The 23,008-nt window shown below is 64.2% G+C and carries 19 protein-coding genes, 1 pseudogene and 1 riboswitch; of the genes and pseudogenes, 8 read left to right on the forward strand and 12 right to left on the reverse strand.

All coding sequences use genetic code 11. From position 1 onward, the window contains the following. Nucleotides 1-61: 61 nt before the first annotated feature. The 7 genes from AAFG13_RS29910 to AAFG13_RS29940 all read right to left on the reverse strand — a co-directional run bounded on the left by AAFG13_RS29910 (nucleotide 62) and on the right by AAFG13_RS29940 (nucleotide 7,019). Nucleotides 62-1,288, reverse strand: coding sequence for an ABC transporter substrate-binding protein (locus AAFG13_RS29910; RefSeq protein WP_212311722.1), 1,227 nt, complete (start codon nucleotides 1,286-1,288; stop codon nucleotides 62-64). A 118-nt stretch (nucleotides 1,289-1,406) separates the two neighbouring features. After that, complete coding sequence (locus AAFG13_RS29915) at nucleotides 1,407-2,636, reverse strand: ABC transporter substrate-binding protein (protein WP_212311721.1); 1,230 nt, start codon at nucleotides 2,634-2,636, stop codon at nucleotides 1,407-1,409. A gap of 29 nt (nucleotides 2,637-2,665) precedes the next feature. Continuing rightward, complete coding sequence (locus AAFG13_RS29920) at nucleotides 2,666-3,682, reverse strand: branched-chain amino acid ABC transporter permease (RefSeq protein WP_212311720.1); 1,017 nt, start codon at nucleotides 3,680-3,682, stop codon at nucleotides 2,666-2,668. Nucleotides 3,683-3,684: 2 nt separating this feature from the next. Then, nucleotides 3,685-4,563 carry a branched-chain amino acid ABC transporter permease gene (locus tag AAFG13_RS29925; protein WP_163160471.1) on the reverse strand — a complete coding sequence of 293 codons (879 nt, stop codon included), beginning with the start codon at nucleotides 4,561-4,563 and terminating at the stop codon, nucleotides 3,685-3,687. Between the two features lie 12 nt (nucleotides 4,564-4,575). Further along, nucleotides 4,576-5,289, reverse strand: a complete 714-nt coding sequence (locus AAFG13_RS29930) for an ABC transporter ATP-binding protein (protein ID WP_092119454.1) — start codon at nucleotides 5,287-5,289, stop codon at nucleotides 4,576-4,578. Further along, the gene (locus AAFG13_RS29935; RefSeq protein ID WP_029077896.1) at nucleotides 5,286-6,083 is read right to left on the reverse strand and encodes an ABC transporter ATP-binding protein; all 798 of its coding nucleotides are present in this window, start codon (nucleotides 6,081-6,083) and stop codon (nucleotides 5,286-5,288) included. Before AAFG13_RS29935 ends, AAFG13_RS29930 begins: the two co-directional genes overlap by 4 nt. Before the next feature lie 69 nt (nucleotides 6,084-6,152). Further along, nucleotides 6,153-7,019, reverse strand: a complete 867-nt coding sequence (locus AAFG13_RS29940; RefSeq protein WP_212311718.1) for an IclR family transcriptional regulator — start codon at nucleotides 7,017-7,019, stop codon at nucleotides 6,153-6,155. 170 nt (nucleotides 7,020-7,189) lie between these two features. Here AAFG13_RS29940 and AAFG13_RS29945 point away from each other — a divergent pair, with 170 nt between their 5' ends. From AAFG13_RS29945 to AAFG13_RS29965, 5 genes are all read left to right on the forward strand, one after another. Beyond that, complete coding sequence (locus tag AAFG13_RS29945) at nucleotides 7,190-9,286, forward strand: 3-hydroxyacyl-CoA dehydrogenase NAD-binding domain-containing protein (RefSeq protein WP_342709049.1); 2,097 nt, start codon at nucleotides 7,190-7,192, stop codon at nucleotides 9,284-9,286. Nucleotides 9,287-9,442: 156 nt separating this feature from the next. Beyond that, on the forward strand, nucleotides 9,443-11,131 hold the full coding sequence (gene pimA / locus AAFG13_RS29950) for a dicarboxylate--CoA ligase PimA (protein ID WP_342709050.1): 1,689 nt from the start codon (nucleotides 9,443-9,445) through the stop codon (nucleotides 11,129-11,131). 184 nt (nucleotides 11,132-11,315) lie between these two features. Then, entirely contained in the window at nucleotides 11,316-12,506 is a 1,191-nt protein-coding gene (pimC, locus tag AAFG13_RS29955) for a pimeloyl-CoA dehydrogenase large subunit (RefSeq protein WP_342709051.1), read from the forward strand. 152 nt (nucleotides 12,507-12,658) lie between these two features. After that, complete coding sequence (gene pimD / locus AAFG13_RS29960) at nucleotides 12,659-13,804, forward strand: pimeloyl-CoA dehydrogenase small subunit (RefSeq protein ID WP_342709052.1); 1,146 nt, start codon at nucleotides 12,659-12,661, stop codon at nucleotides 13,802-13,804. A gap of 129 nt (nucleotides 13,805-13,933) precedes the next feature. Beyond that, on the forward strand, nucleotides 13,934-14,707 hold the full coding sequence (locus AAFG13_RS29965; protein WP_092119436.1) for an SDR family oxidoreductase: 774 nt from the start codon (nucleotides 13,934-13,936) through the stop codon (nucleotides 14,705-14,707). A 54-nt stretch (nucleotides 14,708-14,761) separates the two neighbouring features. Here the strand turns inward: AAFG13_RS29965 and AAFG13_RS29970 are convergent, their stop codons facing one another. Next, a complete protein-coding gene (locus AAFG13_RS29970; protein WP_342709053.1) occupies nucleotides 14,762-15,985 on the reverse strand; it encodes an O-succinylhomoserine sulfhydrylase in 1,224 nt (407 codons plus the stop codon). Between the two features lie 76 nt (nucleotides 15,986-16,061). Further along, nucleotides 16,062-16,141, reverse strand: a riboswitch (SAM riboswitch). 122 nt (nucleotides 16,142-16,263) lie between these two features. On the opposite strand from AAFG13_RS29970, the gene AAFG13_RS29975 reads away from it, so the two are divergent. From AAFG13_RS29975 to AAFG13_RS29985, 3 genes are all read left to right on the forward strand, one after another. Continuing rightward, nucleotides 16,264-17,370: a 2'-deoxycytidine 5'-triphosphate deaminase gene (locus AAFG13_RS29975; RefSeq protein ID WP_212319760.1), complete on the forward strand. Its 1,107-nt coding sequence runs from the start codon at nucleotides 16,264-16,266 to the stop codon at nucleotides 17,368-17,370. A gap of 161 nt (nucleotides 17,371-17,531) precedes the next feature. Continuing rightward, nucleotides 17,532-18,581: a hypothetical protein gene (locus tag AAFG13_RS29980; protein WP_342709054.1), complete on the forward strand. Its 1,050-nt coding sequence runs from the start codon at nucleotides 17,532-17,534 to the stop codon at nucleotides 18,579-18,581. Nucleotides 18,582-18,701: 120 nt separating this feature from the next. Further along, nucleotides 18,702-20,144, forward strand: coding sequence for an MATE family efflux transporter (locus tag AAFG13_RS29985; RefSeq protein ID WP_212319764.1), 1,443 nt, complete (start codon nucleotides 18,702-18,704; stop codon nucleotides 20,142-20,144). A 317-nt stretch (nucleotides 20,145-20,461) separates the two neighbouring features. Here AAFG13_RS29985 and AAFG13_RS29990 read toward each other — a convergent pair whose 3' ends face one another. The 4 genes and pseudogenes from AAFG13_RS29990 to AAFG13_RS30005 all read right to left on the reverse strand — a co-directional run bounded on the left by AAFG13_RS29990 (nucleotide 20,462) and on the right by AAFG13_RS30005 (nucleotide 22,858). Next, complete coding sequence (locus tag AAFG13_RS29990) at nucleotides 20,462-20,878, reverse strand: SRPBCC family protein (RefSeq protein ID WP_342709055.1); 417 nt, start codon at nucleotides 20,876-20,878, stop codon at nucleotides 20,462-20,464. Between the two features lie 134 nt (nucleotides 20,879-21,012). Further along, on the reverse strand, nucleotides 21,013-21,372 hold the full coding sequence (locus tag AAFG13_RS29995) for a VOC family protein (protein WP_212319768.1): 360 nt from the start codon (nucleotides 21,370-21,372) through the stop codon (nucleotides 21,013-21,015). 57 nt (nucleotides 21,373-21,429) lie between these two features. After that, entirely contained in the window at nucleotides 21,430-22,269 is an 840-nt protein-coding gene (locus AAFG13_RS30000) for an AraC family transcriptional regulator (RefSeq protein WP_342709056.1), read from the reverse strand. A gap of 9 nt (nucleotides 22,270-22,278) precedes the next feature. Further along, nucleotides 22,279-22,858 (reverse strand): annotated as a pseudogene (locus AAFG13_RS30005) (methylated-DNA--[protein]-cysteine S-methyltransferase). Nucleotides 22,859-23,008: the final 150 nt, after the last annotated feature.

Here is a 23,008-nt window from a genome sequence, read left to right on the forward strand (position 1 = left end):
CGGTGCCGCGAAATCGCTTCGCAACACACGCGAAGCGTTTGCGTGGAGATCGTGCGTCGTCCTAGTTGCTGAGCCCGCTCGAGATGATGTCGCCGAACAGCTCCCACTTCTCGCCCTTGAAGCGCATCAGCTGCAACTGCTTGATCGGCGCGAAGTCGGTCGCCGAGGTGTTGATGCTGATGCCCGGCAGCAGCGTGCCGGGGACATAGTCCTTCAGACTCGCGGCCTGCTTCATGATGTTGGCGCGGGTGAGATCGTCACCGCACATCTCCAGCACCTGCGCCATGGTCTGTGCGGCGGCGTAACCGTAGGAGGTGGCACCGTCGAGCTTGTTGGCGTCGGGATAATCCTTCTTGAGGAAGGCAAGGAATGTCTCCATGCCCGGATCCTTGTCCCATTGCGGATCGGCGCCGTCCTTGAGATAGGACGCCGACAGGATGCCCTGCGAGTTCTCGAAGCCGGCCGGCTGCATGACGCCGCCGACCGAGGCTGAGACATTGGCGACGAATTGCAAGGGGGTCCACGCGATTTCGGCGGCCTTCTTGATCGCCTGTGCCGCGAATTTCGGTGACGTGATGCTGATGAAGGTATCGGCGCCAGCGGCCTTCAGCTTGACGATATGACTGTCGATCGCAGGCTCCGACGTCTCGTAAGCTTCTTCGGCGACGATCATCGAGGCCTTGTCGCCGAAGGCGTCCTTCAGGCCCTTGAGGTAGTCCTTGCCGAAATCGTCGTTCTGGTAAAGCACGGCAATCTTGGCGTCGGGCTTGTGCTTCATGATGTATTTTGCGTAGACCCGCGCTTCGTCCTGGTAGGACGGCTGCCAGCCCATGGTCCATGGATAGTTCTTGGGGTCGTTCCACTTGGAGGCGCCGGAGGCGATGAACAGCTGCGGCACCTGCTTTTCGTTCATGTATTTCCGGATCGCCGCGTTGCCTGCGGTGCCGACCGAGCCGAACAGCAGCAGCACCTCGTCGTCCTCGACCAGCTTGCGCGCCTGCTCCACCGTCTTGGGCGGCGAGTAGCCGTCGTCATACGAGATGAACGTGATCTTGCGGCCGTGGATGCCGCCGGCCTGGTTGATCCTCTTGAAGTAGGCCGCCTCGGTCCTGCCGATCACCCCATAGGCCGAGGCGGGGCCGCTGTAGGGCATGATGTTGCCGATCTTGATCTCGGTGTCGCTGGCCCCGGTGTCGTATTTCTTCTGCGCCAGCGCGACATTGCAGCTCGTCAGGATCAGAGCCAATGCGGACAAGAGCGCCGTCAGGGACGGACGTGCGGCAGTCATGGTTTCCCCACCTCGGGTTCTTAATTTGGAGTATTCAATACCATCGGCGCAGGGCGTCAACAAAAAGCCCCCGCGACTGATATCGCGGAGGCTGCTGTTTTATTCCCGCAGTGCAACCTCACTCGGAGGGCACGTCGCCGGAAATGATGTCACCGAACAGTTCCCACTTCTGACCCTTGAAGCGCTGCATCTGCAGCTGGGCGATCGGGGCGAAGTCGGTGGCGGCGGTGTTGATCTTGACGCCGGGCAGCAGGGTGTCCGGCGTAAAGTCCTTCAGGCTCGCCGCCTGCTTCATGACGTTGGCGCGCGTGAGATCATCGCCGCACATTTCCAGCACCTTGGCGAGCGTCTGCGCGGCGCCATAGCCGTAGACATAGCCGCCGTCGGTCTTGTCGGCGCCCGGCATGTACTTGTCGAGAAACTCGGACCACTTCTTCATGCCGGGGTCGTTGTTCCACTGCGAGTCGGCACCATCCTTGGCGTAGGCTGCCGACAGCACGCCCTGCGCGTTGTCGAAGCCGGCCGGCTGCATCACGCTGCCGACCGAGGCCGACACGTTGGTGATGATCTGCAGCGGCTTCCAGCCGAGCTCGGCGGTCTTCTTGATGGTCTGCGCGCCGAACTTCGGCGTGGTGTAGATCAGCAGCACGTCCGGATTGGCGGCCTTGATCTTGACGATGTGGCCGTCGATCGACGGCTCGGACACCTCATAGCTCTCCTCCATGATGATGCTGGAGGCTGCCTTGGCGCCAAAACCGTCCTTGGTGCCCTTGAGGTAGTCTTTGCCGAAATCGTCGTTCTGATAGAGGATCGCGACCTTGGCGTCGGGCTTCTCCTTCATCAGCCACTTGGCGTAGATCTGCGCTTCGCTCTGGTAGCTCGGCTGCCAGCCCATGGTCCACGGGAAGTTCTTCGGATCGTTCCACTTGGTGGCGCCGGTGGCGACGAACAGCTGCGGGATCTTCTTGGAATTCAGGTATTTCTGGATCGCGGTGTTGGACGGCGTGCCGAGCGGGTTGAAGACCAGCAGCACTTCGTCGCTCTCGACCAGCTTGCGCACCTGCTCGACCGCCTTCGGCGGCGAATAGGCGTCGTCATAGCTGACGAAATTGACCTTGCGGCCGTTGATGCCGCCGCGGTCGTTGATCATCTTGAAGTAGGCTTCTTCGGTCTTGCCGATCACGCCGTAGGCGGAGGCCGGTCCCGAATAGGGGATGATGTTGCCGACCTTGATCTCGGTATCGCTTGCGCCGGTGTCGTATTTCTTTTGGGCGAATGCGGCAGTGGACGTCGCGGCAACAGCGACGATCGCCGCGGAAATCGCGGCGATCCGAACGGTAGAAAGCATAATGTCTCCTGGTTTGGTTCTAAAGATTCTTAGTTTTTCTTGAGCTTTGCGGCCAGTTGCTGGGCAACGATCGCAACCTGCCTGGCGCCGTGCGGCACGAGGAAGATGACGAGGAACAGCAACACGCCGAACACCGCGCCGGAGAGGCCCTTCGAGATGCCTTCGGCGATGTTCGGCACGAAGATGATGAAGGCGGAACCTACGATCGAGCCGGGCAGCCAGCCGACGCCGCCGACGACCATGCCGAGGAACAGCGAGATCGCAAGCTGGATAGTGTAGCCGTCGGGCGCCACGAACTGCACCGCGATGGCGCCGAGACCGCCGGCAACGCCGGTGATGCCGGCCGAGACGCCGAACGCCAGCGTCTTGTACAGCGCGACGTCGACGCCCATCGCGGAAGCCGCGATCTCGTTGTCGCGGATCGCCATGAAGGCGCGGCCGGAGCGCGAGCGCAGCAGGTTCACCGAGGCGACGTAGATCGCGATCGAGACCGCCAGGGTGAAGTAGTAGAGCCACATGTCCTGCCCCATCGGCAGCCCAAACGGGGCATCCGGCTTGGTGACGACGAGGCCCTGCACGCCGCCGGTCCAGTGCTCGAAATAGCCGAGCTTGAGGAGCTGCGGCATTGCGGTCGCGAGCGCGAAGGTCGCGAGCGCCAGATAGACGCCGGATAGCCGCAGCGCCGGCTGGCCGAACAGGAAGCCGAAGCCGAAGCAGACGATGCCGGCGACCGGCAGCGTCAGGGCATAGTTCATGCCCGCATGCTCCATCAGGATCGCCGACGTATAGGCGCCGACGGCATAGAACGCGCTCTGGCCGAGCGAGAACTGGCCGCTTCCGCCGGTCAGGATGTTGAGCGCCATCACCGCGAGGGCGTAGATCAGAAGCATCGTCATCTGGAAGATGATGAAGTTCTTCACGAACAGCGGGATCAGGATCAGCGTGGCAAGCACGACGAGCGAGGTGCCGTAGCCCAGCGTCATGGCACGCTTGGGCACAGCCTCGACGGCGGGGGCTTCTGTGACGATTTCTTCAGCGGCGCTCATGATCAAACTCGCTTGACGATGGCGCGGCCGAACAGGCCTGCCGGTTTAACGACCAGGACGACGATGATCAGCGCGAGCGCGATCGGAAGTTTCAGTTCATTGCCGACGCCGGGGATGTAGGTGCCGACGAGGTTCTCGAAGATGCCGACCAGGAAACCGCCCATCACGGCGCCGAACGGCGAGGTCAGGCCGCCGAGCACGGCTGCGGCGAATCCGTAGATCAGCACGCCGAGCATCATGTTCGGCTCGAGGAACACCACCGGCGCGATCATCATGCCGGCGATCGAGCCGATCGCAGACGCCATGCCCCAGCCCAGCGCGATCATCCAGGAGGTATTGATGCCGACCAGCCGGGCCGATTCAGGCAGCGAGGCGGCCGCCCGCATCGCAAGGCCGACCCGGGTGAAGCGGAAGAAGAAGAACAGCAGCGCCAGCATCAGCAGCGTGATGCCGATCATGCCGGCCTGGTGGGTCGAGATCAGCTGGCTGCCGAGGAACGGCGAGGAGCCGAACGGCGTCGGATACTGCTTGATGGTGAAGTCCCAGATCAGGCCGGCGACCGAGTTGATGATCGCATACAGCGCGATGAAGCCGGCGACATTGGTCAGGATCGGGGCCTTGGCCAGCGGCTTGAACAGCAGCCGCTCGATGACGATGCCGGCGGCAAACGAAAACGCGACGGTGAGCACGAAGGCGCCCCAATATGGCACACCCCATTGCATCAGCTGCCAGGACACGAAGGTCGAGAACATCGCCATTTCGCCCTGGGCAAAATTCAGGTGGTCGATGGCCTGGTAGATCATCACGACCGCGAGCGCCATGCAGGCATAGATCGCGCCCGTGGCGATGCCGGCCAGGACCTGGTTGGCAAAAAGCTCCATTGTGCCAGCTCCTCAGTAGCCGAGATAGGATTTGCGGACGTCTTCGTTGTTCGCGATGTCCTTGGCATTGCCCGACATCACGATCCGTCCGGTTTCGATCACATAGGCCTGGTCGGCGAGCTCGAGCGCGAGCTGCGCGTTCTGCTCGACCACCAGGATGGTCACCTTTTCCTCGCGATTGATCTTGCCGAGGATGCGGAACAGGTCGCGTACGATCAGCGGCGCGAGGCCGAATGACGGCTCGTCGAGCAGCATCAGGCGCGGCCGCAGCATCAGCGCGCGCGCCACCGCGAGCATCTGCTGCTCGCCGCCCGACAGCGTGCCGGCCTGCTGGGTGTAGCGCTGCTTCAGCACCGGGAAATGTTCGTACATCCGCTCGATGTCGGCGCCGATGGCGTTCTTGTCGGAACGGCTGATGGCGCCGAGCTGCAGATTTTCCTCCACCGTCATGTTGGTGAAGGTGCCGCGGCCCTGCGGCACATGGGCGATGCCGAGGCGGACCACGTTCTCGGTGGAACGGGTGCCGATCGGCTTGCCCTCGAACTCGATCGCGCCGGTTGAACGCACCATGTTGCAGATCGCCCGCAGCGTGGTGGTCTTGCCGGCGCCGTTGGCGCCGAGCAGGGTGGTCAGCGAACCCTCGTTGAGCGAGAAGCTGAGGCCGTGCAGGGCCTGGACCTGGCCGTAATAGGCGCGCAGGTCCTTGACGTTGAGCATCGCGGTCATTGGTCCTTGCTCCCCAGATAGGCCTTGATGACGTCGGGGTCGGCCTGGACCTGGGCCGGCGTGCCTTCGGCCAGCTTGCGGCCGAAATTGAGCGCGACGACGTGGTCGGCGATCGACATCACGAGACCCATGTGATGTTCGACCAGCAACACCGTAATTTTACGGTCATCGCGGATTTTGCGGATCAAATCGCCGAGCACATAGACTTCCTCGTGATTGAGGCCGCCGGCCGGCTCGTCGAGCAGCAGGATCTTCGGATCCGCGGCCAGGGCGCGCGCCAGCTCGACGCGCTTCTGGGTGCCGAACGGAAGTCCCGAGACCACGGTGTGGGCGACGTCCTCGAGATCCAGATAACCGAGGATGTCGTGCACCTTCTTGTTCATGTCGTGCTCGCCGCGGCGAACCCAGGCGAGACGCAGCGAGTCGCTGACGATGTCGCTCGAGGTGCGGGCATGCGCGCCGACGCGCACATTGTCGATCACGGACAGATTGGGAAACAGCGCGACGTTCTGGAAGGTGCGGCCGATGCCGATCTCGGCAATCCGGTGCGGCGGCCGCGACAGGATGCTCTTGCCTTCCATCAGGATGTCGCCGGACGACGGCTGGTAGAGCCGCGACAGGCAATTGAACAGCGTCGTCTTGCCGGCGCCGTTCGGTCCGATCAGGCCGAGGATCTGCCCATGGCGCATGTCGAACGACACGCCATTCAGTGCAATGATGCCGCCGAACACGACGCTGACGTCGCGAACCGCGAGCAGGGGATCGTTCCCCTGCGCGAGCTGTGCCTGCGTCATCTCGTCTCGCCCGCCATCTCTGAGCGGTGCGAGCGGCCCTGCGATGGATTTCGCCGGACGCGATGGAGGCTATCTGATCCCCTCGGCCAAACGTGCAACTTTCCCTCCTACTCTAGACTTTTTGCTTTGTTCTTTTTTGGATTGCGGCGCTATTCCACCGAGCGCCTGCTCGATGTTCCTTACCATCGCGACAAGGCGAGGTCCAATGTCGTTGAGTAATCTATCTTCCGTGAAGCGGAATGCCGGCGCGCCGCAATTGAAGGCGTAAGGACCGGTTCCGTCGTTCAGTCTCAATGCAACGCCAACCGCGGCGACGTCGTCCTGCCAGTCGCCGGTAGACATGGTGAAGCCGTACTTCGCCACCGTCTCGCCGGAGCGCTCGATGCCGTCGCGCATCTTGGCCCAGCGGCTGCCATAGTGATCCCGCAGCTCGCGTAATAAAGCCGCACGTTCTTCGGGTGGCAATGCCCAAATGTAGGCACGGCCCATCGCGGTGGTCGCGATCGGCACCCGCGAGCCGACGTCGAGCTGCACGCCAAGCGCTAGGCCGTTCCGGCTCTGGCCGAAATAGATCATGCTGTGACGGTCGCGGCCGCCGACCGCGACCGCGCCGCCGGTCGCGCGCATCACTTCTTCTCGATACGGCTCGGACAAATGCCGAACGCCGAGATTGGCGAGCGCGGCATAGCCGAGCGCCATCGCCGACGGCGCGAGCTGATACTTTTCGAATTTCGGTACAGGTGTAAGGTATCCCAGCTTGGTCAGCGTGTAGGTCAGCCGGGAAATGGTTGGCTTAGGTAACTTGGTGCGGGCTGCAATCTCCTGATTGCCGAGCAGCCCGTCATTGGGTTGAAATGCACGCAGGACATCCAGTCCGCGGGAAAGCGCGACAACGAAATTGCGATCGGTCGCTGCTTTCTTGCTGGCGCGCTTCATTCCCTGCCCTTGTCATGCTCGTTGACAAGGCTCGTGCTTCAAAATAACCCTCCGTGTCAAGATGTGGAATTAAATTTCGCAGTGCGAAATTGGTCTAATCTAGCCGCTCGACGCCAGTCGCGCAGCTACTCAACGCAAGTTCAAGAACAAAGCATCCAGGGAGAGTCCCGGTGAGTGAAGTCGTCAAGCTCGAACGTCATGACAACATTGCCGTCGTCACGGTTAACAGTCCGCCTGTAAACGCGCTGAGCGCCGCCGTGCGCGGCGGCATCTTCGATTGCGTCAAGAGCGCGATCGATGACGCGCAGGTCCAGGGCATCGTGCTGACCTGCGCCGGCCGCACCTTCATCGCCGGCGCCGACATCACCGAATTCGGCAAGCCGCCGAAGCCGCCCGGCCTCGCCGAAGTGCTGAGCCTGATGGAGAGCTCGCCGAAGCCGATCGTTGCCGCGATCCACGGCACCGCGCTCGGCGGCGGCCTCGAGGTTGCGCTGGCCTGCCACTATCGTGTCGCCACCAAGGACGCCAAGCTCGGCCTGCCCGAGGTAAAGCTCGGCCTGCTGCCGGGCGCCGGCGGCACCCAGCGTCTGCCGCGTGCGGTCGGTCCCGAGCTCGCGGTCAAGATGATCGTCGGCGGCGATCCGATCGGTGCGGATGCCGCGCTGAAGGCCGGCCTGATCGACGAGATCGTCGAGGGGCCGGCGTCGGGCGGTGAGGCATTTGCGCGCAAGGTGGTCGCCGAGAAGCGTCCGCTGCGCAAGCTGCGCGATGACGACAGCAAGCTCGCCGCGGCCAAGGCCGACCGTTCGATCTTCACCAATGCCGTTGCCGCGCTGACCAAGAAGTCGCGCGGCCTCGAGGCGCCGTTCGCCGCCGCCGACGCCGTCGGCGCCGCGATCGACCTGCCGTTCGACGAAGGCCTGAAGAAGGAGCGCGAGGGCTTCCTCAAGCTGATGAACGGCGAACAGTCCAAGGCGCAGCGTTACGCCTTCTTCGCCGAGCGCGAAGCCGCCAAGATCTCCGGTGTTCCCGAAGGCACCAAGGGCCGCAACGTGGCGCGCGTCGCCATCCTCGGCGCCGGCACCATGGGCGGCGGCATCGCGATGTCGTTCGCCAATGCCGGCATCCCGGTCACCCTGATCGAGACCGGCGAGGAGCAGCTCAAGCGCGGCATGGGCATCATGCAGAAGAACTACGAGGCGACCGCCGCGCGCGGTGGCATCCCGGCGGACGCGCCCGCCAAGCGCATGGCGCTGATCAACGGCGTCGTCGGCATCGAGAACATCGGCGACGCCGATCTGGTGATCGAGGCGGTGTTCGAGACCATGGCGGTCAAGAAGGAAGTGTTCGGCAAGCTCGATCAGTACGCCAAGCCGGGCGCGGTGCTGGCCTCCAACACCTCCTACCTCAACATCGACGAGATCGCGCAATCGACCAAGCGTCCGCAGGACGTGCTCGGCATGCACTTCTTCTCGCCGGCCAACGTCATGAAACTGTGCGAGATCGTGCGCGCCGACAAGACCGCGCCGGATGCGCTGGTCACCGCCGTCTCGATCGCGCGCAAGATCGCCAAGGTGCCGGCCGTGGTCGGCGTCTGCGACGGCTTCGTCGGCAACCGCATGCTGGCGCAGCGCGGCAAGCAGTCCGAGAAGCTGTTGTTCGAAGGCGCGCTGCCGCAGCAGGTCGACGCGGTTGTCACGAAGTTCGGCATGCCGATGGGCCCGTTCGCGATGGGCGATCTCGCCGGTCTCGATATCGGCTGGCGCTCGCGCAAGGACCGCGGCATCAAGTCGGAGGTCGCGGACGCGCTCTGCGAAGCCGGCCGCTTCGGCCAGAAGACCGGCAAGGGCTACTACAAGTACGAGCAGGGCTCGCGCGCGGCGTTGCCCGATCCGGAGGTCGAGAAGCTGATCGACGAGACGCTGGCGCGGCTCGGCCGCAAGAAGCGCGTCGTCAGCGACGACGAGATCCTCGAGCGCATGATGTACCCGATGATCAACGAAGGCGCGAAGATCCTCGCCGAGGGCATCGCGGCGCGTCCGTCTGACATCGACGTGGTCTGGCTCTATGGCTATGGCTGGCCGATCTATCGCGGCGGCCCGATGTTCTGGGCCGACACCGTGGGCCTCAAGCACATCGCCGATCGCCTGGCCTTCTATGCCAAGGAGACCAACGATCCCTCGCTCGAACCGGCGCCGCTGCTCAAGAAGCTCGCCGACGAAGGCAAGACCTTCGCCTCGCTCGCCGCCGCGTCGAAGGCGGCGTGATCGGCCGAAGGCCTGATCACATGTCGTTCCGGGCATCGCGAAAGCGATGACCCCGGAACCCGTCGCGCCTCGGCGCGTGTGGATTGATGGATTCCGGGCCTGGCCCTTCGGGCCATCCCGGAATGACGACTTCATAGAGTCCCTGCGAAGGCATCCATGACCTATCCCGGCGAACAATATTATCCCAAGGGCGTGCAGTGGAGCGACGAGATCACGCGCGGCACGCTGCCGGACCTGCTCTCGAATGCCGCCGCCGAGTTCGGCGCGCGTCCGGTGCTCGAATTCCGCGACCAGCAGATCAGCTACGGCGAACTCGAGGCGCTGGTCGAGACCGCAGCGGCCGCCTTCATGCGCGCCGGTTACGGCAAAGGCACCTCGGTCGCGCTGTTTCTCGGCAACTCGCCCGACCATCCGATCAACTTCTTCGGCGCGCTGAAGGCCGGAGCACGCGTCGTGCATCTGTCGCCGCTCGACGGCGAGATCGCACTGTCGCACAAGCTCTCCGATTCAGGCGCACGGGTGCTGGTCACCAGCAACCTGTCGGCGCTGTTGCCGACCGCGCTGAAATTTCTCGCCAAGGGTCTGCTCGACCGTCTGATCGTCTGCGAGGATGACAATTGGGGCAAGGTTGGTACGCCGCAGACCGCGTTGCCCGATAATCCCGCGATCATCACGCACCGGCAGTTCATCGACGGCGCAGTCAAGCCGTCGCAATGGCCCGCCGTCGACGTCGAGGACGTCGCGCTGCTGCAATATACCGGCGGCACCACGGGCCTGCCCAAGGGTGCGATGCTCAGCCACGGCAATCTCACCGCGGCCGTGTCGATCTATGATGTCTGGGGCAAGCCAGGGCGGCTCGAACGCAATGCGATCGAGCGCGTCATCTGCGTGCTGCCGCTGTTTCATATCTACGCGCTGACCGTCGTGCTGCTGTCGGTAATCCGGCGCGGCCATCTGATCTCGCTGCATCAGCGCTTCGACGTCGAAGCCGTGATGCGCGATATCGAGGTCAAGCGCGCGACGGTGTTTCCCGGCGTGCCGACGATGTGGATCGCGATCGCCTCGCTGCCGGACCTCGACAAGCGCGATCTGTCCTCGCTGGTGGTCGCCGGCTCCGGCGGCGCGCCGTTGCCGGTGGAGGTCGCAAAGATCTTCGAGCGCCGCGTCGGCATGAAGCTGAAGAGCGGCTGGGGCATGACCGAGACCTGCTCGCCCGGCACCGGCCATCCCAAGGAGGGGCCGGAGAAGCCGGGCTCGATCGGGCTGATGCTGCCCGGCATCGAGATGGACGTGGTGTCGCTGGAGGATCCCACCAAGCTGATGCCGGTCGGCGAGGTCGGCGAAATCCGCATCCGCGGCCCGAACGTGACCAAAGGCTACTGGAACAGGCCGGCGGAGACCGCCGAGGCCTTCGTCGGCGACCGCTTCCTGACCGGCGACATCGGCTACGTGGATGCCGACGGCTATTTCTATCTGGTCGACCGCAAGAAGGACATGATCATCTCCGGCGGCTTCAACGTCTATCCGCAGATGATCGAGCAGGCGATCTATACGCATCCTGCCGTGCAGGAAGTGATCGTGATCGGTATCCCTGACGACTATCGCGGCGAGGCGGCAAAGGCCTTCATCAAGCTGCGCGACGGCGAGAAAGTGTTCTCGATCGACGAGCTGCGCGCGTTCCTCACCGGCAAGGTCGGCAAGCACGAACTGCCGGCCGCCGTCGAGTTCGTCGACGAACTGCCGCGCACCCCGGTCGGCAAGCTGTCGCGGCACGAGTTGCGCCAGCAGCAGCCCAAGGTATCTCCAACCCAACCGCAACAAACCGCATCAGGATCGCGCTCATGATGGACGATATGGTGCAATGAATCCGTCGTCCCGGCGAAAGCCGGGACCCATACGCTGCGGCCTGTGTAAGAGGCACGGTGGCAGCCGGCTTTGCCAATCCCGACGGCCGGTGGTTATGGGTCCCGGCTTTCGCCGGGACGACATCGAGAATGATGAGGAAGTTGAACTTCAAAAGGAGGATCCGATGGATCTCGCTTTCACCAAGGAAGAGATAGCGTTTCGCGAGGAGGTACGGGAGTTCTTCAAGAACAACGTGCCGCCGGAGACCCGGCGCAAGCTGCAGGAAGGCCGCCATCTGTCGAAGGACGAGATGGTCGCCTGGTGGCGCATCCTCAACAAGAAGGGCTGGGGCGTCACCCACTGGCCGAAGGAATATGGCGGCACCGGCTGGACCACCGTGCAGCACTACATCTTCAACGAGGAGCTGCAGTCCTATCCGGCGCCGCAGCCGCTCGCCTTCGGCGTCAGCATGGTCGGCCCTGTCATCTACACCTTCGGCAATGAGAAGCAGAAGAAGGAATATCTGCCGCGCATCGCCAATGTCGACGACTGGTGGTGCCAGGGCTTCTCGGAACCGGGCTCGGGGTCGGACCTTGCATCGCTGAAGACCAAGGCCGAGCGCCGTGGCGACAAATGGATCATCAACGGCCAGAAGACCTGGACCACGCTCGCCCAGCACGCCGACATGATCTTCTGCCTCTGCCGCACCGACAACAACGCGAAGAAGCAGATGGGCATCTCCTTCATCGTGTTCAGCATGAAGTCGAAGGGCGTCACCGTGCGCCCGATCCAGACCATCGACGGCGGCCACGAGGTCAACGAAGTGTTCTTCGACGACGTCGAGGTGCCTTACGAGAACCTGATCGGCGAGGAGAACAAGGGCTGGGATTACGCCAAATTCCTGCTCGGCAATGAGCGCACCGGCATCGCCCGGGTCGGCGTGTCGAAGGAGCGGCTGCGCCGCATCCGCGCGCTGGCCTCCAAGGTCGAGTCCGGCGGCCGTCCGGTGATCGAGGATCCGTCGTTCCGCGAGAAGCTCACGGCCTGCGAGATCGAGCTGAAGGCGCTCGAGCTGACCCAGCTTCGCGTCGTCGCCGACGAAGGCAAGCACGGCAAGGGCAAGCCCAATCCGGCTTCCTCGGTGCTCAAGATCAAGGGCTCCGAAATCCAGCAGACCACCACCGAGCTTCTGATGGAGATCATCGGTCCGTTCGCCGCGCCCTATGACGAGCACGGCGACGCCGGCTCGAACGAGAGCATGGATTGGACCGCGCAGATCGCGCCGAGCTACTTCAACAACCGCAAGGTTTCGATTTACGGCGGCTCCAACGAGATCCAGCGCAACATCATCAGCAAGGCGGTGCTGGGGCTGTAGGCCTCACCATTATCGTCATTCCGGGGCTTCGCGTAGCGAAGAGCCCGGAATCCATAACCACCATCGTGAGTATGGATTCCGGGCCTGGCCCTTCAGGCCATCCCGGAATGACGCCGCGGATGGCATCAGCACTTTGACAATAGGAAACGAACATGGATTTTGATCTGTCCGAGGAGCAGCGGCTTCTCAAGGAAAGCGTCGACGGTTTGCTGGCGGATGCCTACGACTTCGATGCGCGCAAGAAGTACATGAAGGAGAAGGGCGGCTGGAGCAAAGCGCTCTGGGGCAAGCTCGCCGAGCAGGGCCTGCTTGGTCTGCCCTTCGCCGAGACCGACGGCGGCTTCGGCGCCGGCGCGGTCGAGACCATGATCGTGATGGAAGCGCTCGGCAAGTCACTGGTGGTCGAGCCCTATCTCGCCACCGTCGTGGTCGCCGGCGGCTTCCTGCGCCATGGCGGCTCGGCCGAGCAGAAGGCCAAGTACATCCCCGGCATCATCGACGGCAGCAAGACCTTCGGCTTCGCGCAGCTCGAGAAGAATTCGCGCTACGATCTGTTTGACGTCGTGACCACGGCGAAGAAGAAGGGCGACGCTTACGTGATCGACGGCGAGAAGTTCGTCGTGCTGAACGGCGAGAACGCCGACACCTTGATCGTGACCGCCCGCACCAAGGGCGGCCAGCGCGACAAGGCCGGCATCGGCGTGTTCCTGGTTCCGGCCGACGCCAAGGGCGTCACCAAGAAGGGCTATCCCACCCAGGACGGCCTGCACGCGGCCGACATCACCTTCACCAATGTCGAGGTCGGTGCGGATGCTGTGATCGGCGATCCCGAGAACGGCCTGCCCCTGATCGAGCGCGTGGCGGACGAAGCCCGCATTGCGCTGTGCGCGGAAGCCGTCGGCGCGATGGACGAGTCGCTGAAGGAGACCGTCGAGTACATCAAGACCCGCAAGCAGTTCGGCGTCGCGATCGGCTCGTTCCAGAGCCTGCAGCACCGCGCGGCCGACATGTTCGTGGCGCTGGAGCAGGCCCGCAGCATGTCGATGTTCGCGACCATGGCGTCGGACTTCAGCGATGCCAAGGAGCGTTCGTCCGCGGTCGCGGCCGCCAAGGTGCAGGTCGGCAAGTCCTTGAAGTTCGTCGGCCAGCAGTCGATCCAGCTTCATGGCGGCATCGGCATGACCATGGAAGCCAAGATCGGCCACTACTTCAAGCGGCTCACCATGATCGAGAACACGCTCGGTGATACCGACTACCACCTCCGTCGCGTCAGCGAGGGCGGCGGGCTGTTGGCGTAGCTCTCATCCGTCATTCCGGGGCAGCCCGAAGGGCTGAGCCCGGAATCCATTCCACCACGAACCATGCGGCTCGATGGATTCCGGGTTCTCGCTTCGCGAGCCCCGGAATGACGCCTTGGAGGAACAACAATGAAAAACACCCCGTTCGATCTCACCGGCCAGGTTGCGGTCGTCACCGGCTCGAGCCGTGGCATCGGCCGCTCCTCCGCGGAGTTGCTCGCAAAACTCGGGGCCAAGGTCGTGATCTCCTCGCGGAAGGCGGATGCCTGCCAGGAGGTCGCCGATGGCATCAAGAAGGCCGGCGGCGATGCACTCGTCATCCCCTGCAACATCGCGCGCCGCGCGGAGGTCGAGGGGCTGATCTCCGGCACGATCAAGCATTACGGCAAGATCGACATCCTGGTCTGCAACGCTGCGGTCAATCCCTATTACGGCCCGCTGCTCGACATCACGGACGAGGCCTTCGACAAGATCATGGGCTCCAACGTCAAGAGCAACATCTGGCTTTCCGCGCTGGCGATCCCGCAGATGGCCGAACGCGGCAAGGGCTCGGTCGTGATCATCTCCTCGATCGGCGGACTTCGTGGTTCTACGGTGATCGGCGCCTACGGCATCTCCAAGGCGGCCGACTTCGCGCTGTGCCGCAGCCTCGCCGGCGAATGGGGCCCGAAGGGCGTGCGCGTCAATTGCGTGGCGCCGGGCCTGGTGAAGACCGATTTCGCCCGCGCGCTGTGGGAGGATCCGGACAATCTGAAGCGCCGCACCGCATCGACACCGCTCCGCCGCATCGGCGAGCCCGACGAGATCGCGGGCGCGGTGGCCTATCTTGCTTCCGATGCCTCGACCTTCATGACCGGCCAGACCATCGTGGTCGACGGCGGCGTGACGACGGCTGCGACGTAGTTCTCAAGAGAAGCCATCGTGGCCGGGTTAGCCCGGCCACGACGCGTGTTCGCCTCAAACCTGGTTCAGCGCCCGCTCAAAATCCTCGATCAGATCGTCGGGATGTTCCAGCCCGGCCGAGAAGCGAATAAAACCTTCGCTGATACCGAGTTCGGCACGGGCCTCCGGCGCCAGGCGCTGATGGGTCGTGGTCGCGGGATGCGTGACCAGGCTCTTGGCATCGCCGAGATTGTTGGAGATGCGCGAGATCTTCAGCGCGTTGAGGCAGCGGAAGGCGCCGGCCTTGCCGTCCTTGACCTCGAAGCCGACCAGCGTCGAGCCGGCACCCATCTGCTTCTTCACCGTCTCGGCCTGCGGATGATCGGGGCGGCCGGGGTAGACCAGCCGCGTGATCTTCGGATGCTTCGCCAGCGCCTCGGCGATCTTCGCCGCGTTTTCGGTCTGCGCGCGGACCCGGATGCCGAGCGTCTCCAGCCCCTTCAACAGCACCCAGGCGTTGAACGGCGACAGCGACGGACCGGTCTGGCGCATGAAATTATGGATGTGCTCGGCGATAAAGGCTTCCGACGACAGGATGACGCCGCCGAGACAGCGGCCCTGGCCGTCGATATGCTTGGTCGCGGAATAGACCACGACGTCGGCGCCGAGCGACAGCGGGCTCTGCCAGATCGGCGTCGCGAACACATTGTCGACGATCAGCCGTGCGCCGCCGCTATGCGCGATCTCTGCGATCGCGCCGATGTCGAGCACGTCGAGCGTCGGATTGGTCGGGCTCTCCAGGAAGAAGGTCTTGGTGTTCGGCCGCAATGCGCGCTGCCACTGGTCGAGATCGAGGCCGTCGACCAGCGTCGTCTCGATGCCGTAGCGCGGCAGCAGGTCCTGCACCACATAGAGGCAGGAGCCGAACAGCGCCTTCGACGCCACCACGTGGTCGCCGGCCTTCAGCGGCGCGAGGATCGCGGTCGTTACCGCGGCCATGCCGGTCGCGGTCGAGCGCGCGGCTTCCGCGCCCTCGAGCTCGATCATGCGGCGCTCGAACATCGCAATGGTCGGATTGGAATAGCGCGAATAGATGAAGCCGGGATCCTGGCCCTTGAAGCGCGCCTCGCATTGCTCGGCGGTGTCGTAGACATAGCCCTGGGTGAGAAACAGCGCCTCCGACGTCTCCCCGAATTGCGAGCGGAGCGTACCGCCATGGACGAGGCGGGTTTCGGGACGGTAGCGGGCGGTAGACTTGGATTCAGAAGACTTGGATTCAGAAGACTTGGATTCAGACATGTGACCTCCGAAGTGGCCATTTCCCTCGGAAACTGGCCACAAAAAAACCGGCCTGGAGAAACCTCCACAAGCCGGGATCACACTGTCCCCGGCCTGTTTAGCGACTTATTTAACGTGGCTGCAAGCCGGCCGGCTCAAATCACCACGGGATAAGTGCAGCTGATATTCCCTCGCGCCCTTTCCGTCAAGACGGTCATCGGATAACCCGTAAAAGCCCATAATTTGGGGCTTGGTGGCCGCTCAGAGTATGATTTTGGGCCATCTTGAGGGACCGTGCCGTGTCGTTCACGCTGGAAGATGAATCCAACGGAATCCTGCCCGACCGCATGATCGCGGAGATGGCGGAGGCTGGCCTCATCCTGCCCGCCTACGACTTTGTCGAGAGCCAGATCCAGCCGGCGAGCCTCGATCTGCGCCTCGGCGACATCGCCTACCGCGTCCGCGCCAGCTTCCTGCCGGGGCCCGGTGCCACCGTTGCCGAGCGGATCGACCAGCTCAAGCTGCACGAGATCGATCTGTCCGACGGCGCGGTGCTGGAGACCAATTGCGTCTACATCGTGCCGCTGCTGGAGAGCCTCGCGCTGCCGCCGGAGATCGTGGCCGCGGCCAACCCGAAGAGCTCGACCGGACGGCTCGACGTGTTCACCCGCGTGATCGCCGACGGCACCCGCCGTTTCGACATGATCGGTGCCGGCTATCACGGCCCGCTCTATGCCGAGATCAGCCCGAAGACGTTTCCCGTGCTGCTGCGCGAGGGCTCGCGGCTCAGCCAGGTCCGTTTCCGGATCGGCGAGGCGACCTTGACTGCCGATGAGCTCGACGCGCTGCATGCTGCCGAGCGGCTGGTCGATGCCGACAATGCCGACCTTACCCACGGCGTCGCGCTGTCGGTCGATCTGTCCGGCGAGAACTCGGGCGGCTTCGTCGGCTATCGCGCCAAGCGCCACACCGGCGTGGTCGATGTCGATCGCCGCGGCGGCTACTCGGTCGAGGAGTTCTGGGAGCCGATCAAGGCGCGGCCCGACGGCAGCCTCATCCTCGATCCCGGCGAGTTCTACATCCTGGCGTCGAAAGAGGCCGTGCAGGTGCCGCCGGACTACGCCGCGGAGATGGTGCCGTTCGATCCGCTGGTCGGCGAATTCCGTGTCCACTATGCCGGCTTCTTCGATCCCGGCTTCGGCTATGCCGGTGCCGGCGGCAAGGGCGCGCGCGCCGTGCTGGAAGTGCGCTCGCGCGAGGTGCCGTTCATTCTCGAGCATGGCCAGATCGTCGGCCGCCTCGTCTACGAACGCATGCTCGAGCGTCCCGACGCGCTCTACGGCCAGCGCATCGGCTCGAACTACCAGGCGCAGGGTCTGAAGCTCTCGAAGCATTTTCGCGTGTAACTCCGTTTCGCGCGCGTGTAATTCCGTAGCCCGGATGAAGCGGCTGCGAAATCCGGGACGGTGCATACGCGGATCGAGCTGCCCCGGATTGCGCTTCGCTGCATCCGGGCTACGATCGCGCATGCGAGCTCGACCTCGCCAACAAGAGCCAGGGAGCGAACATGACTGCAGGCGAAAGCGCGCAAGAAGCGCAGTGGCGGAAGTGGCGCAGCGTCGCCGATCTCTATCACGCCTTCTTCACCGGGCTGATCCTCACCGTCGTCACGCGGCGCGGCACCGCTGACGCCGCCGAGTTCGTGTTCCGCGTGTTTCGCCGCCAGCAGCAGGAGCGCTTCCTGCCCGGCTTGAAGAAGCTCGGCCTCGACGGGCTGCCGCCTGCGGTCGCGGCCGCGCAATATCACTATCTCTCCAACTGGATCGGCGGCGTGCATGTCGAATACATGTACGAGACCGACCGCAAGGCCTGGATCCGCTATCCGCCGCCGCGCTGGATCTGGAAGGGCACGGCGATCTGCGGCGTGCCCGGCGAGGTCTCGCGCGCGATGCTGCGCGGCTGGCACGCCAACAATGGCGTCGCGCTTGGCGATCTCAGGCTCGGCTTCGTCTGCACCAAGCAGAGTGTCGACGGCCAGGACGGGCTCGAGGGCTATTACTGCGAATACGATCATCCGCTCGAGCTCGACCAGCGACTGGTGTTCGCGCGCCACCTCGAGGCGCCGCTGTTCGATCCCAGAACCGCGCCGGCTTTGCCGGTCGACAGCTGGCCGAAGCCGCGGCTGGAAAAGGCCTATCGCAACTATGCGATGGAATATGTGAAGACCGCCGCGCCGGTCATCGTGCAGGTGTTCGGCCCCGAGGATGCGAGCTATCTGCTGCATCTCACCGGCAAGCTCATTGGCATGCAGTATTACGACGAAGTCGCCGAGGCGCTCGATGGCCGTCGTGGCCGTGCCGCGGAATTTGCCGCATTCCTGCGCGCGCTTTTCGAGTCGCAGGATGATGTCGCTGAAATCAGCGAGTCCGAGGGCCAGTTCGAGATCCGCCAGCAGGGCTGGAAGCTGATGGCCGACGTGGCCGATTATCACCCGGCCTGCGCCAGCGTCCTGACAGGCTTGTTCGAAGGGCTCGCGGCTGGCTGCGTACGGCATATTCCGGTGCATCTGAAGCCGAATGGCGCTGCCGGTGCGTCGTTCGTCTGGTCGATCGGCTAGATCAGAGGTTCACCTGCAATCACGCAGGCCCCCCTTGCGTCCCGCGCACGTGGAATCCATCGCTGCCATGGTAGGGAAACACCATGGCGCGGCTCCCGAAGATCGCGCGTGGGAGTAGAAATGTCCGACCTCGGCCTCGCCGAAATACCTGTCGACGAACAAGAACGGCCGCTGCCGCCGCCGGTGACCAGGCCGGCGCGCAATGCGCTGCTCGACGGGCCGATTTTGCGCACGCTGTTGTGGCTGGCGTGGCCGAACGTGATCGCGCTCTCCGCCGGCACCTGCGTCGTGATCGCGGAGACCTCCTATATCGGCCGGCTCGGCGTCGAGTCGCTCGCGGCGATGGCGCTGCTGTTTCCCTGCGTGATCCTCACCATGACGATGTCCGGTGGCGCGATGGGCGGCGGTGTCGCATCCGCGATCGCGCGCGCGCTCGGCGCCGGCGAGATCGAGCGCGCTTCGACACTTGCAATGCATGCGCTGCTGATCGGCCTGACGTTTGGTCTTACCTTCATGCTTGGCATGCTGACCTTCGGTCCGCGCCTGCTCGAATTGCTCGGCGGCCGCGGCAACGTGCTGGCGCAGGCGATCGCCTATTCGCAGATCTTCTTCGGTGGCGCGATCCTGCCCTGGCTGATGAACACGATGGCCGGCATCCTGCGCGGCACCGGCAACATGAAGCTGCCGTCGACCATGATCCTGTCCTCGGCGGTGTGCCAGATCATTCTCGGCGGCACGCTTGGGCTCGGCCTCGGGCCGGTGCCGCAATTCGGCATGCGCGGCGTCGCGGCGGGGTCGCTGATCGCCTATTCGATCAGCATCAGCGTGATGGGCTGGTATCTGTTCTCGGGCCGCGCCCGTGTGAAGCCGAAACTCAGGGGGTTGCGCGTGCAATGGGCGATGTTCATCGACATCCTCAAGGTCGGCGCAATCTCCTGCTTCTCGCCGCTGCAATCGGTTTTGACGATCTCGATCTTCACCCACATGCTGGCGCAGTTCGGCACCGCGGTGCTCGCCGGCTACGGCATCGGCGCGCGGCTCGAATTCATGCTGACCTCGGTGGCGTTCGCGGTCGGCATCGCCTCGGTGCCGATGATCGGCATGGCCGTCGGGGCCGAGCGCGTCGCGCGGGCGCGGCGCATCGCCTGGACCGCGGGCACGCTGTCGTTCCTCGCGGTCGGTGTGGTCGGCAGCTTCATCGCCGTCTTCCCCGACCTCTGGGTCAATCTGTTCACCAATGATCCGCATGTCCGGGCGACCAGCCATCAGTACCTGTCGACCGCCGCGCCGATGTACGCTTTCATCGGCCTCGCAATGTCGATGTATTTCTCCTCGCAAGGTGCTGCGAAGGTGCTGGGTCCGGTGCTGGCGCAGACCGCGCGGCTGATCTTCATCGGCGCCGGCGGCTGGTGGCTGTCGACCCATGAGGCGAGTGCGCAAGACTTCTTCGCACTCGCCGCCGCGTCGATGGGCGTGCTCGGCGTGCTCTCCTGCCTCAGCGTGATCCTGACGCGCTGGGGCAGATCTGCACCGGTCGCGGAAGTGCGGCCGGCGTTGTCTTGAATCGCTGAAAGGGCCGTCTGGGCTCTCACACCGTCGTCCTGAGAGAATGTGAATGTATTCAGCGTCGTCCTGGCGAAAGCCAGGACCCATTACCCCAACCGCTTGTTGTTGTGCGACGCTGGGGCCACTATCGCACTCTCAATCGAATTCGGTGGTTATGGGTCCTGGCTTTCGCCAGGACGACGGCGTGGGGAGGCGGCTCGCTACAATCACACATCGTCATCCCCGCGCAAAGGCTTCGCCTTTGTCGCTGGAGGGCCGCTGAAGAAGCATCCACCTCAGGGTGACGGTCACAGTTTGGGCGCGGCCTACAGGATTCACGCCGCGTTCTTCTCCTTGGCCGATTTGGCCTGTGCGGCCTGCATCGCCGCCGCGCCGAGGTCCATCTGCGCGTCCATGTAGGGCGCGATCTCGTGCGGCAGCACATCGGCGATCCACACCACCCGGCAGCGCGTATCGCCCTCGGCAAACACCTGCACCGAGGCGGAATGCTGCTTCACCCGCTCGCTGGTGATTGCATAGACCAGCCGACGTCGCGTGTCGTCGCAATCGACCAGCGTCTCGCGCGCCACGGTGCCGTTGGCGAAGCTGACGGTGCGGACGTCGCCGTCGCGTTGCGTGTCGGCGACGAAGCCTGGCACCAGCCGCGTATGCAGCGCGCCGAAATCGCGCAGTGCGTCCCAGACATGATCGGCCGGCGCGTCGATCGGGATATCCTTGTGAATGGAAGCCATCGTTAAGTCCTTGTTGGTTTCAGATGTGTCGTCATTGCGAGGAGCGTAGCGACGAAGCAATCCATGCCTCCTCACATGCGGCGCAATGGATTGCTTCGCTCCGCTCGCAATGACGGCGGAGTTTGTGGCATGCGCTAGGTAGACACCGCCTCGACATTGTTGCCGTCGGGGTCGAGCAGGAACGCCGCGTAGTAGGTCGGGCTGTAGTCCTTGCGATGGCCAGCCGCGCCGTTGTCCTTGCCGCCGGCCTTCACGCCTTCGCTGTGGAATGTCTTGATCGCGTCATGGTTCGGGGCGCGGAACGCGATGTGGGCGCCGCCTTGCGCCTTGCCCTTGTGCAGATGCAGCCAGAGCGCGGGTTCGCCCTTGGGGCCGAAGCCCGCACCGCTGTCGTCGCGCGAGCACAGCACGAAGCCGAGCGGCGCCAGCACCGCGGTGTAGAAACGCACGCTGGCGTCGAGGTCGGCGACGCGCAATCCGATGTGGTCGTACATGATGGGGTCTCCAGTCGTTGGGCGCGTCGATCGACGCGCGGACCGGAGCGAACCTAGCTATTGCAGCGCGAGACGTTCTTGGAGAATCTTGCGGTCGCCGCGGGAGGCCTGGCGGAATTTCAGTGGCGAGGCGCCGGCGGCGCGGTGGAAGCTGCGCACGAAATTGGAGAGATCGCCGAAGCCGACGTCATAGGCGATATCGGTGACCGGGCTGTTGTCGTCCACCAGGCGCCGCGCCGCATGCCGCAGCCGCGAACGCACGAGATATTGATGCGGGGTCACCCCGAGCACCGCGGAGAACAGCCGCAGGAAATGGAAGGTGCTCAAGCCGGCCTGCTCCGCGGCATCGTCGAGGTCGATCTGATGGTGCGAATTGGCGTCGATCCAAAGCGCCGCTTCAACGGCGCGGCGGCGGTCGCGCAGGCCGGCGGTGAGGGGCTTTGTCTTGCGATCGGATACCAGCTCGACAAGGCGGCTGGCGAGGAGATGGCCGATCTCGTCGAGGCCGACGTCGCTGTTGCCAGTTGCCGCCGTTTGGGCGAGCTCCCCGATCACCATCAATTCCGGCAGTGGCGGCACCGAGCCGACCTGCCAGACCGAGGTGCGGTCGCCGATCGTCTCGACGAGCTCCGGGTCGAGGAAGAACGACAGGCATTCGTCGCCGACCACATGGTCGTGCGTGCAGGTGTATTCGTCGCCGGGATGGCCGACCAGGATCGAGCCTGCCACCAGCTCATGGAAACGGCCGCGGCAATGGCAGCCAAAGCTGCCGCTGCGCACATAGGACACGGAGTGGCAGGCGAACTGCTCGACGAATGGCTTGTCGCCGGGCTCCGCCGTGCAGCGAAACTCGTTCACCGTGATGCGATCGCGCTGCAACAGCGTGGTCCGGGTCATACCCCGGATTTAGGCTTGCGGTCGGGGCCGCGCAACGGGCAGCAGCACGTCGAACAGGGCCTTGCTGATGGTCGGCTGGGCGCCTTCGATCGAGAGCAGCCGCCGCTTGGAGACGCTGCCGCCGTTCGGCGAGATCCGGTCGGCATAGTGGCCCGCCTCGAGCACGCGGTGGCAGGGCACGATGATCATGAAGGGATTGCGGCTGAGCGCCTGCGCCACCGAATAGGCCGCGCCGGACGTGCGCAGGGCGCCCGCCACCTCGTCATAGGTCCGGGTCTCGCCGTGGGGAATGCGGCGGACGGTCTGATAGACGCGCTGGCTGAAGGCCGGGATGCTGCTCATGTCGAGCGCAACGCCTGTGAGATCGGCATCGCCGCCGCGCAAGATCGCTGCAATGCCCTCGATCGCGACCTCGATCTCCTCGGGGGGCCGCATCTCGCGCGCGTCAGGGTAGTGCCGGAACAGCCGTTTGCGGGTTTCGATTTCGCGGAGCTCGGGAAGCTGCACACCGGCCACGCCGCCTTCGCCCCCATGCGATGCCGCATCGGCCGATTGCCGTGTCGAAAATGGTGTACCCACGCCCCGTCATGACGCCACCAACCCCCACATGCGACCATAGCATCGTCGCGGTTCGGCGCGTCCGGAATCTTGACGATTGGTTAAGCATGTCGCGGCCGGTGCTGTGTAACCCCGCCAACGTCCAGTCACGCATCCTCCGGTCACGCATCTTAAAGGCTTT

The sequence above is a fragment of the Bradyrhizobium sp. B124 genome (assembly GCF_038967635.1).
GTDB lineage: Bacteria > Pseudomonadota > Alphaproteobacteria > Rhizobiales > Xanthobacteraceae > Bradyrhizobium.

Bases quoted from the DNA above. Each gene is read 5' to 3' on its own strand.
- AAFG13_RS29990 (WP_342709055.1), bottom strand. From the start codon at position 20,878: ATGGCTTCCATTCACAAGGATATCCCGATCGACGCGCCGGCCGATCAT.
- AAFG13_RS29910 (WP_212311722.1), bottom strand. From the start codon at position 1,288: ATGACTGCCGCACGTCCGTCCCTGACGGCGCTCTTGTCCGCATTGGCT.
- AAFG13_RS29985 (WP_212319764.1), top strand. From the start codon at position 18,702: ATGTCCGACCTCGGCCTCGCCGAAATACCTGTCGACGAACAAGAACGG.
- AAFG13_RS29925 (WP_163160471.1), bottom strand. From the start codon at position 4,563: ATGGAGCTTTTTGCCAACCAGGTCCTGGCCGGCATCGCCACGGGCGCG.
- AAFG13_RS29965 (WP_092119436.1), top strand. From the start codon at position 13,934: ATGAAAAACACCCCGTTCGATCTCACCGGCCAGGTTGCGGTCGTCACC.
- AAFG13_RS29970 (WP_342709053.1), bottom strand. From the start codon at position 15,985: ATGTCTGAATCCAAGTCTTCTGAATCCAAGTCTTCTGAATCCAAGTCT.
- AAFG13_RS29935 (WP_029077896.1), bottom strand. From the start codon at position 6,083: ATGACGCAGGCACAGCTCGCGCAGGGGAACGATCCCCTGCTCGCGGTT.
- AAFG13_RS29930 (WP_092119454.1), bottom strand. From the start codon at position 5,289: ATGACCGCGATGCTCAACGTCAAGGACCTGCGCGCCTATTACGGCCAG.
- AAFG13_RS30000 (WP_342709056.1), bottom strand. From the start codon at position 22,269: ATGACCCGGACCACGCTGTTGCAGCGCGATCGCATCACGGTGAACGAG.
- pimD (WP_342709052.1), top strand. From the start codon at position 12,659: ATGGATTTTGATCTGTCCGAGGAGCAGCGGCTTCTCAAGGAAAGCGTC.
- AAFG13_RS29980 (WP_342709054.1), top strand. From the start codon at position 17,532: ATGACTGCAGGCGAAAGCGCGCAAGAAGCGCAGTGGCGGAAGTGGCGC.
- AAFG13_RS29940 (WP_212311718.1), bottom strand. From the start codon at position 7,019: ATGAAGCGCGCCAGCAAGAAAGCAGCGACCGATCGCAATTTCGTTGTC.
- AAFG13_RS29915 (WP_212311721.1), bottom strand. From the start codon at position 2,636: ATGCTTTCTACCGTTCGGATCGCCGCGATTTCCGCGGCGATCGTCGCT.
- pimC (WP_342709051.1), top strand. From the start codon at position 11,316: ATGGATCTCGCTTTCACCAAGGAAGAGATAGCGTTTCGCGAGGAGGTA.
- AAFG13_RS29995 (WP_212319768.1), bottom strand. From the start codon at position 21,372: ATGTACGACCACATCGGATTGCGCGTCGCCGACCTCGACGCCAGCGTG.
- pimA (WP_342709050.1), top strand. From the start codon at position 9,443: ATGACCTATCCCGGCGAACAATATTATCCCAAGGGCGTGCAGTGGAGC.
- AAFG13_RS29920 (WP_212311720.1), bottom strand. From the start codon at position 3,682: ATGAGCGCCGCTGAAGAAATCGTCACAGAAGCCCCCGCCGTCGAGGCT.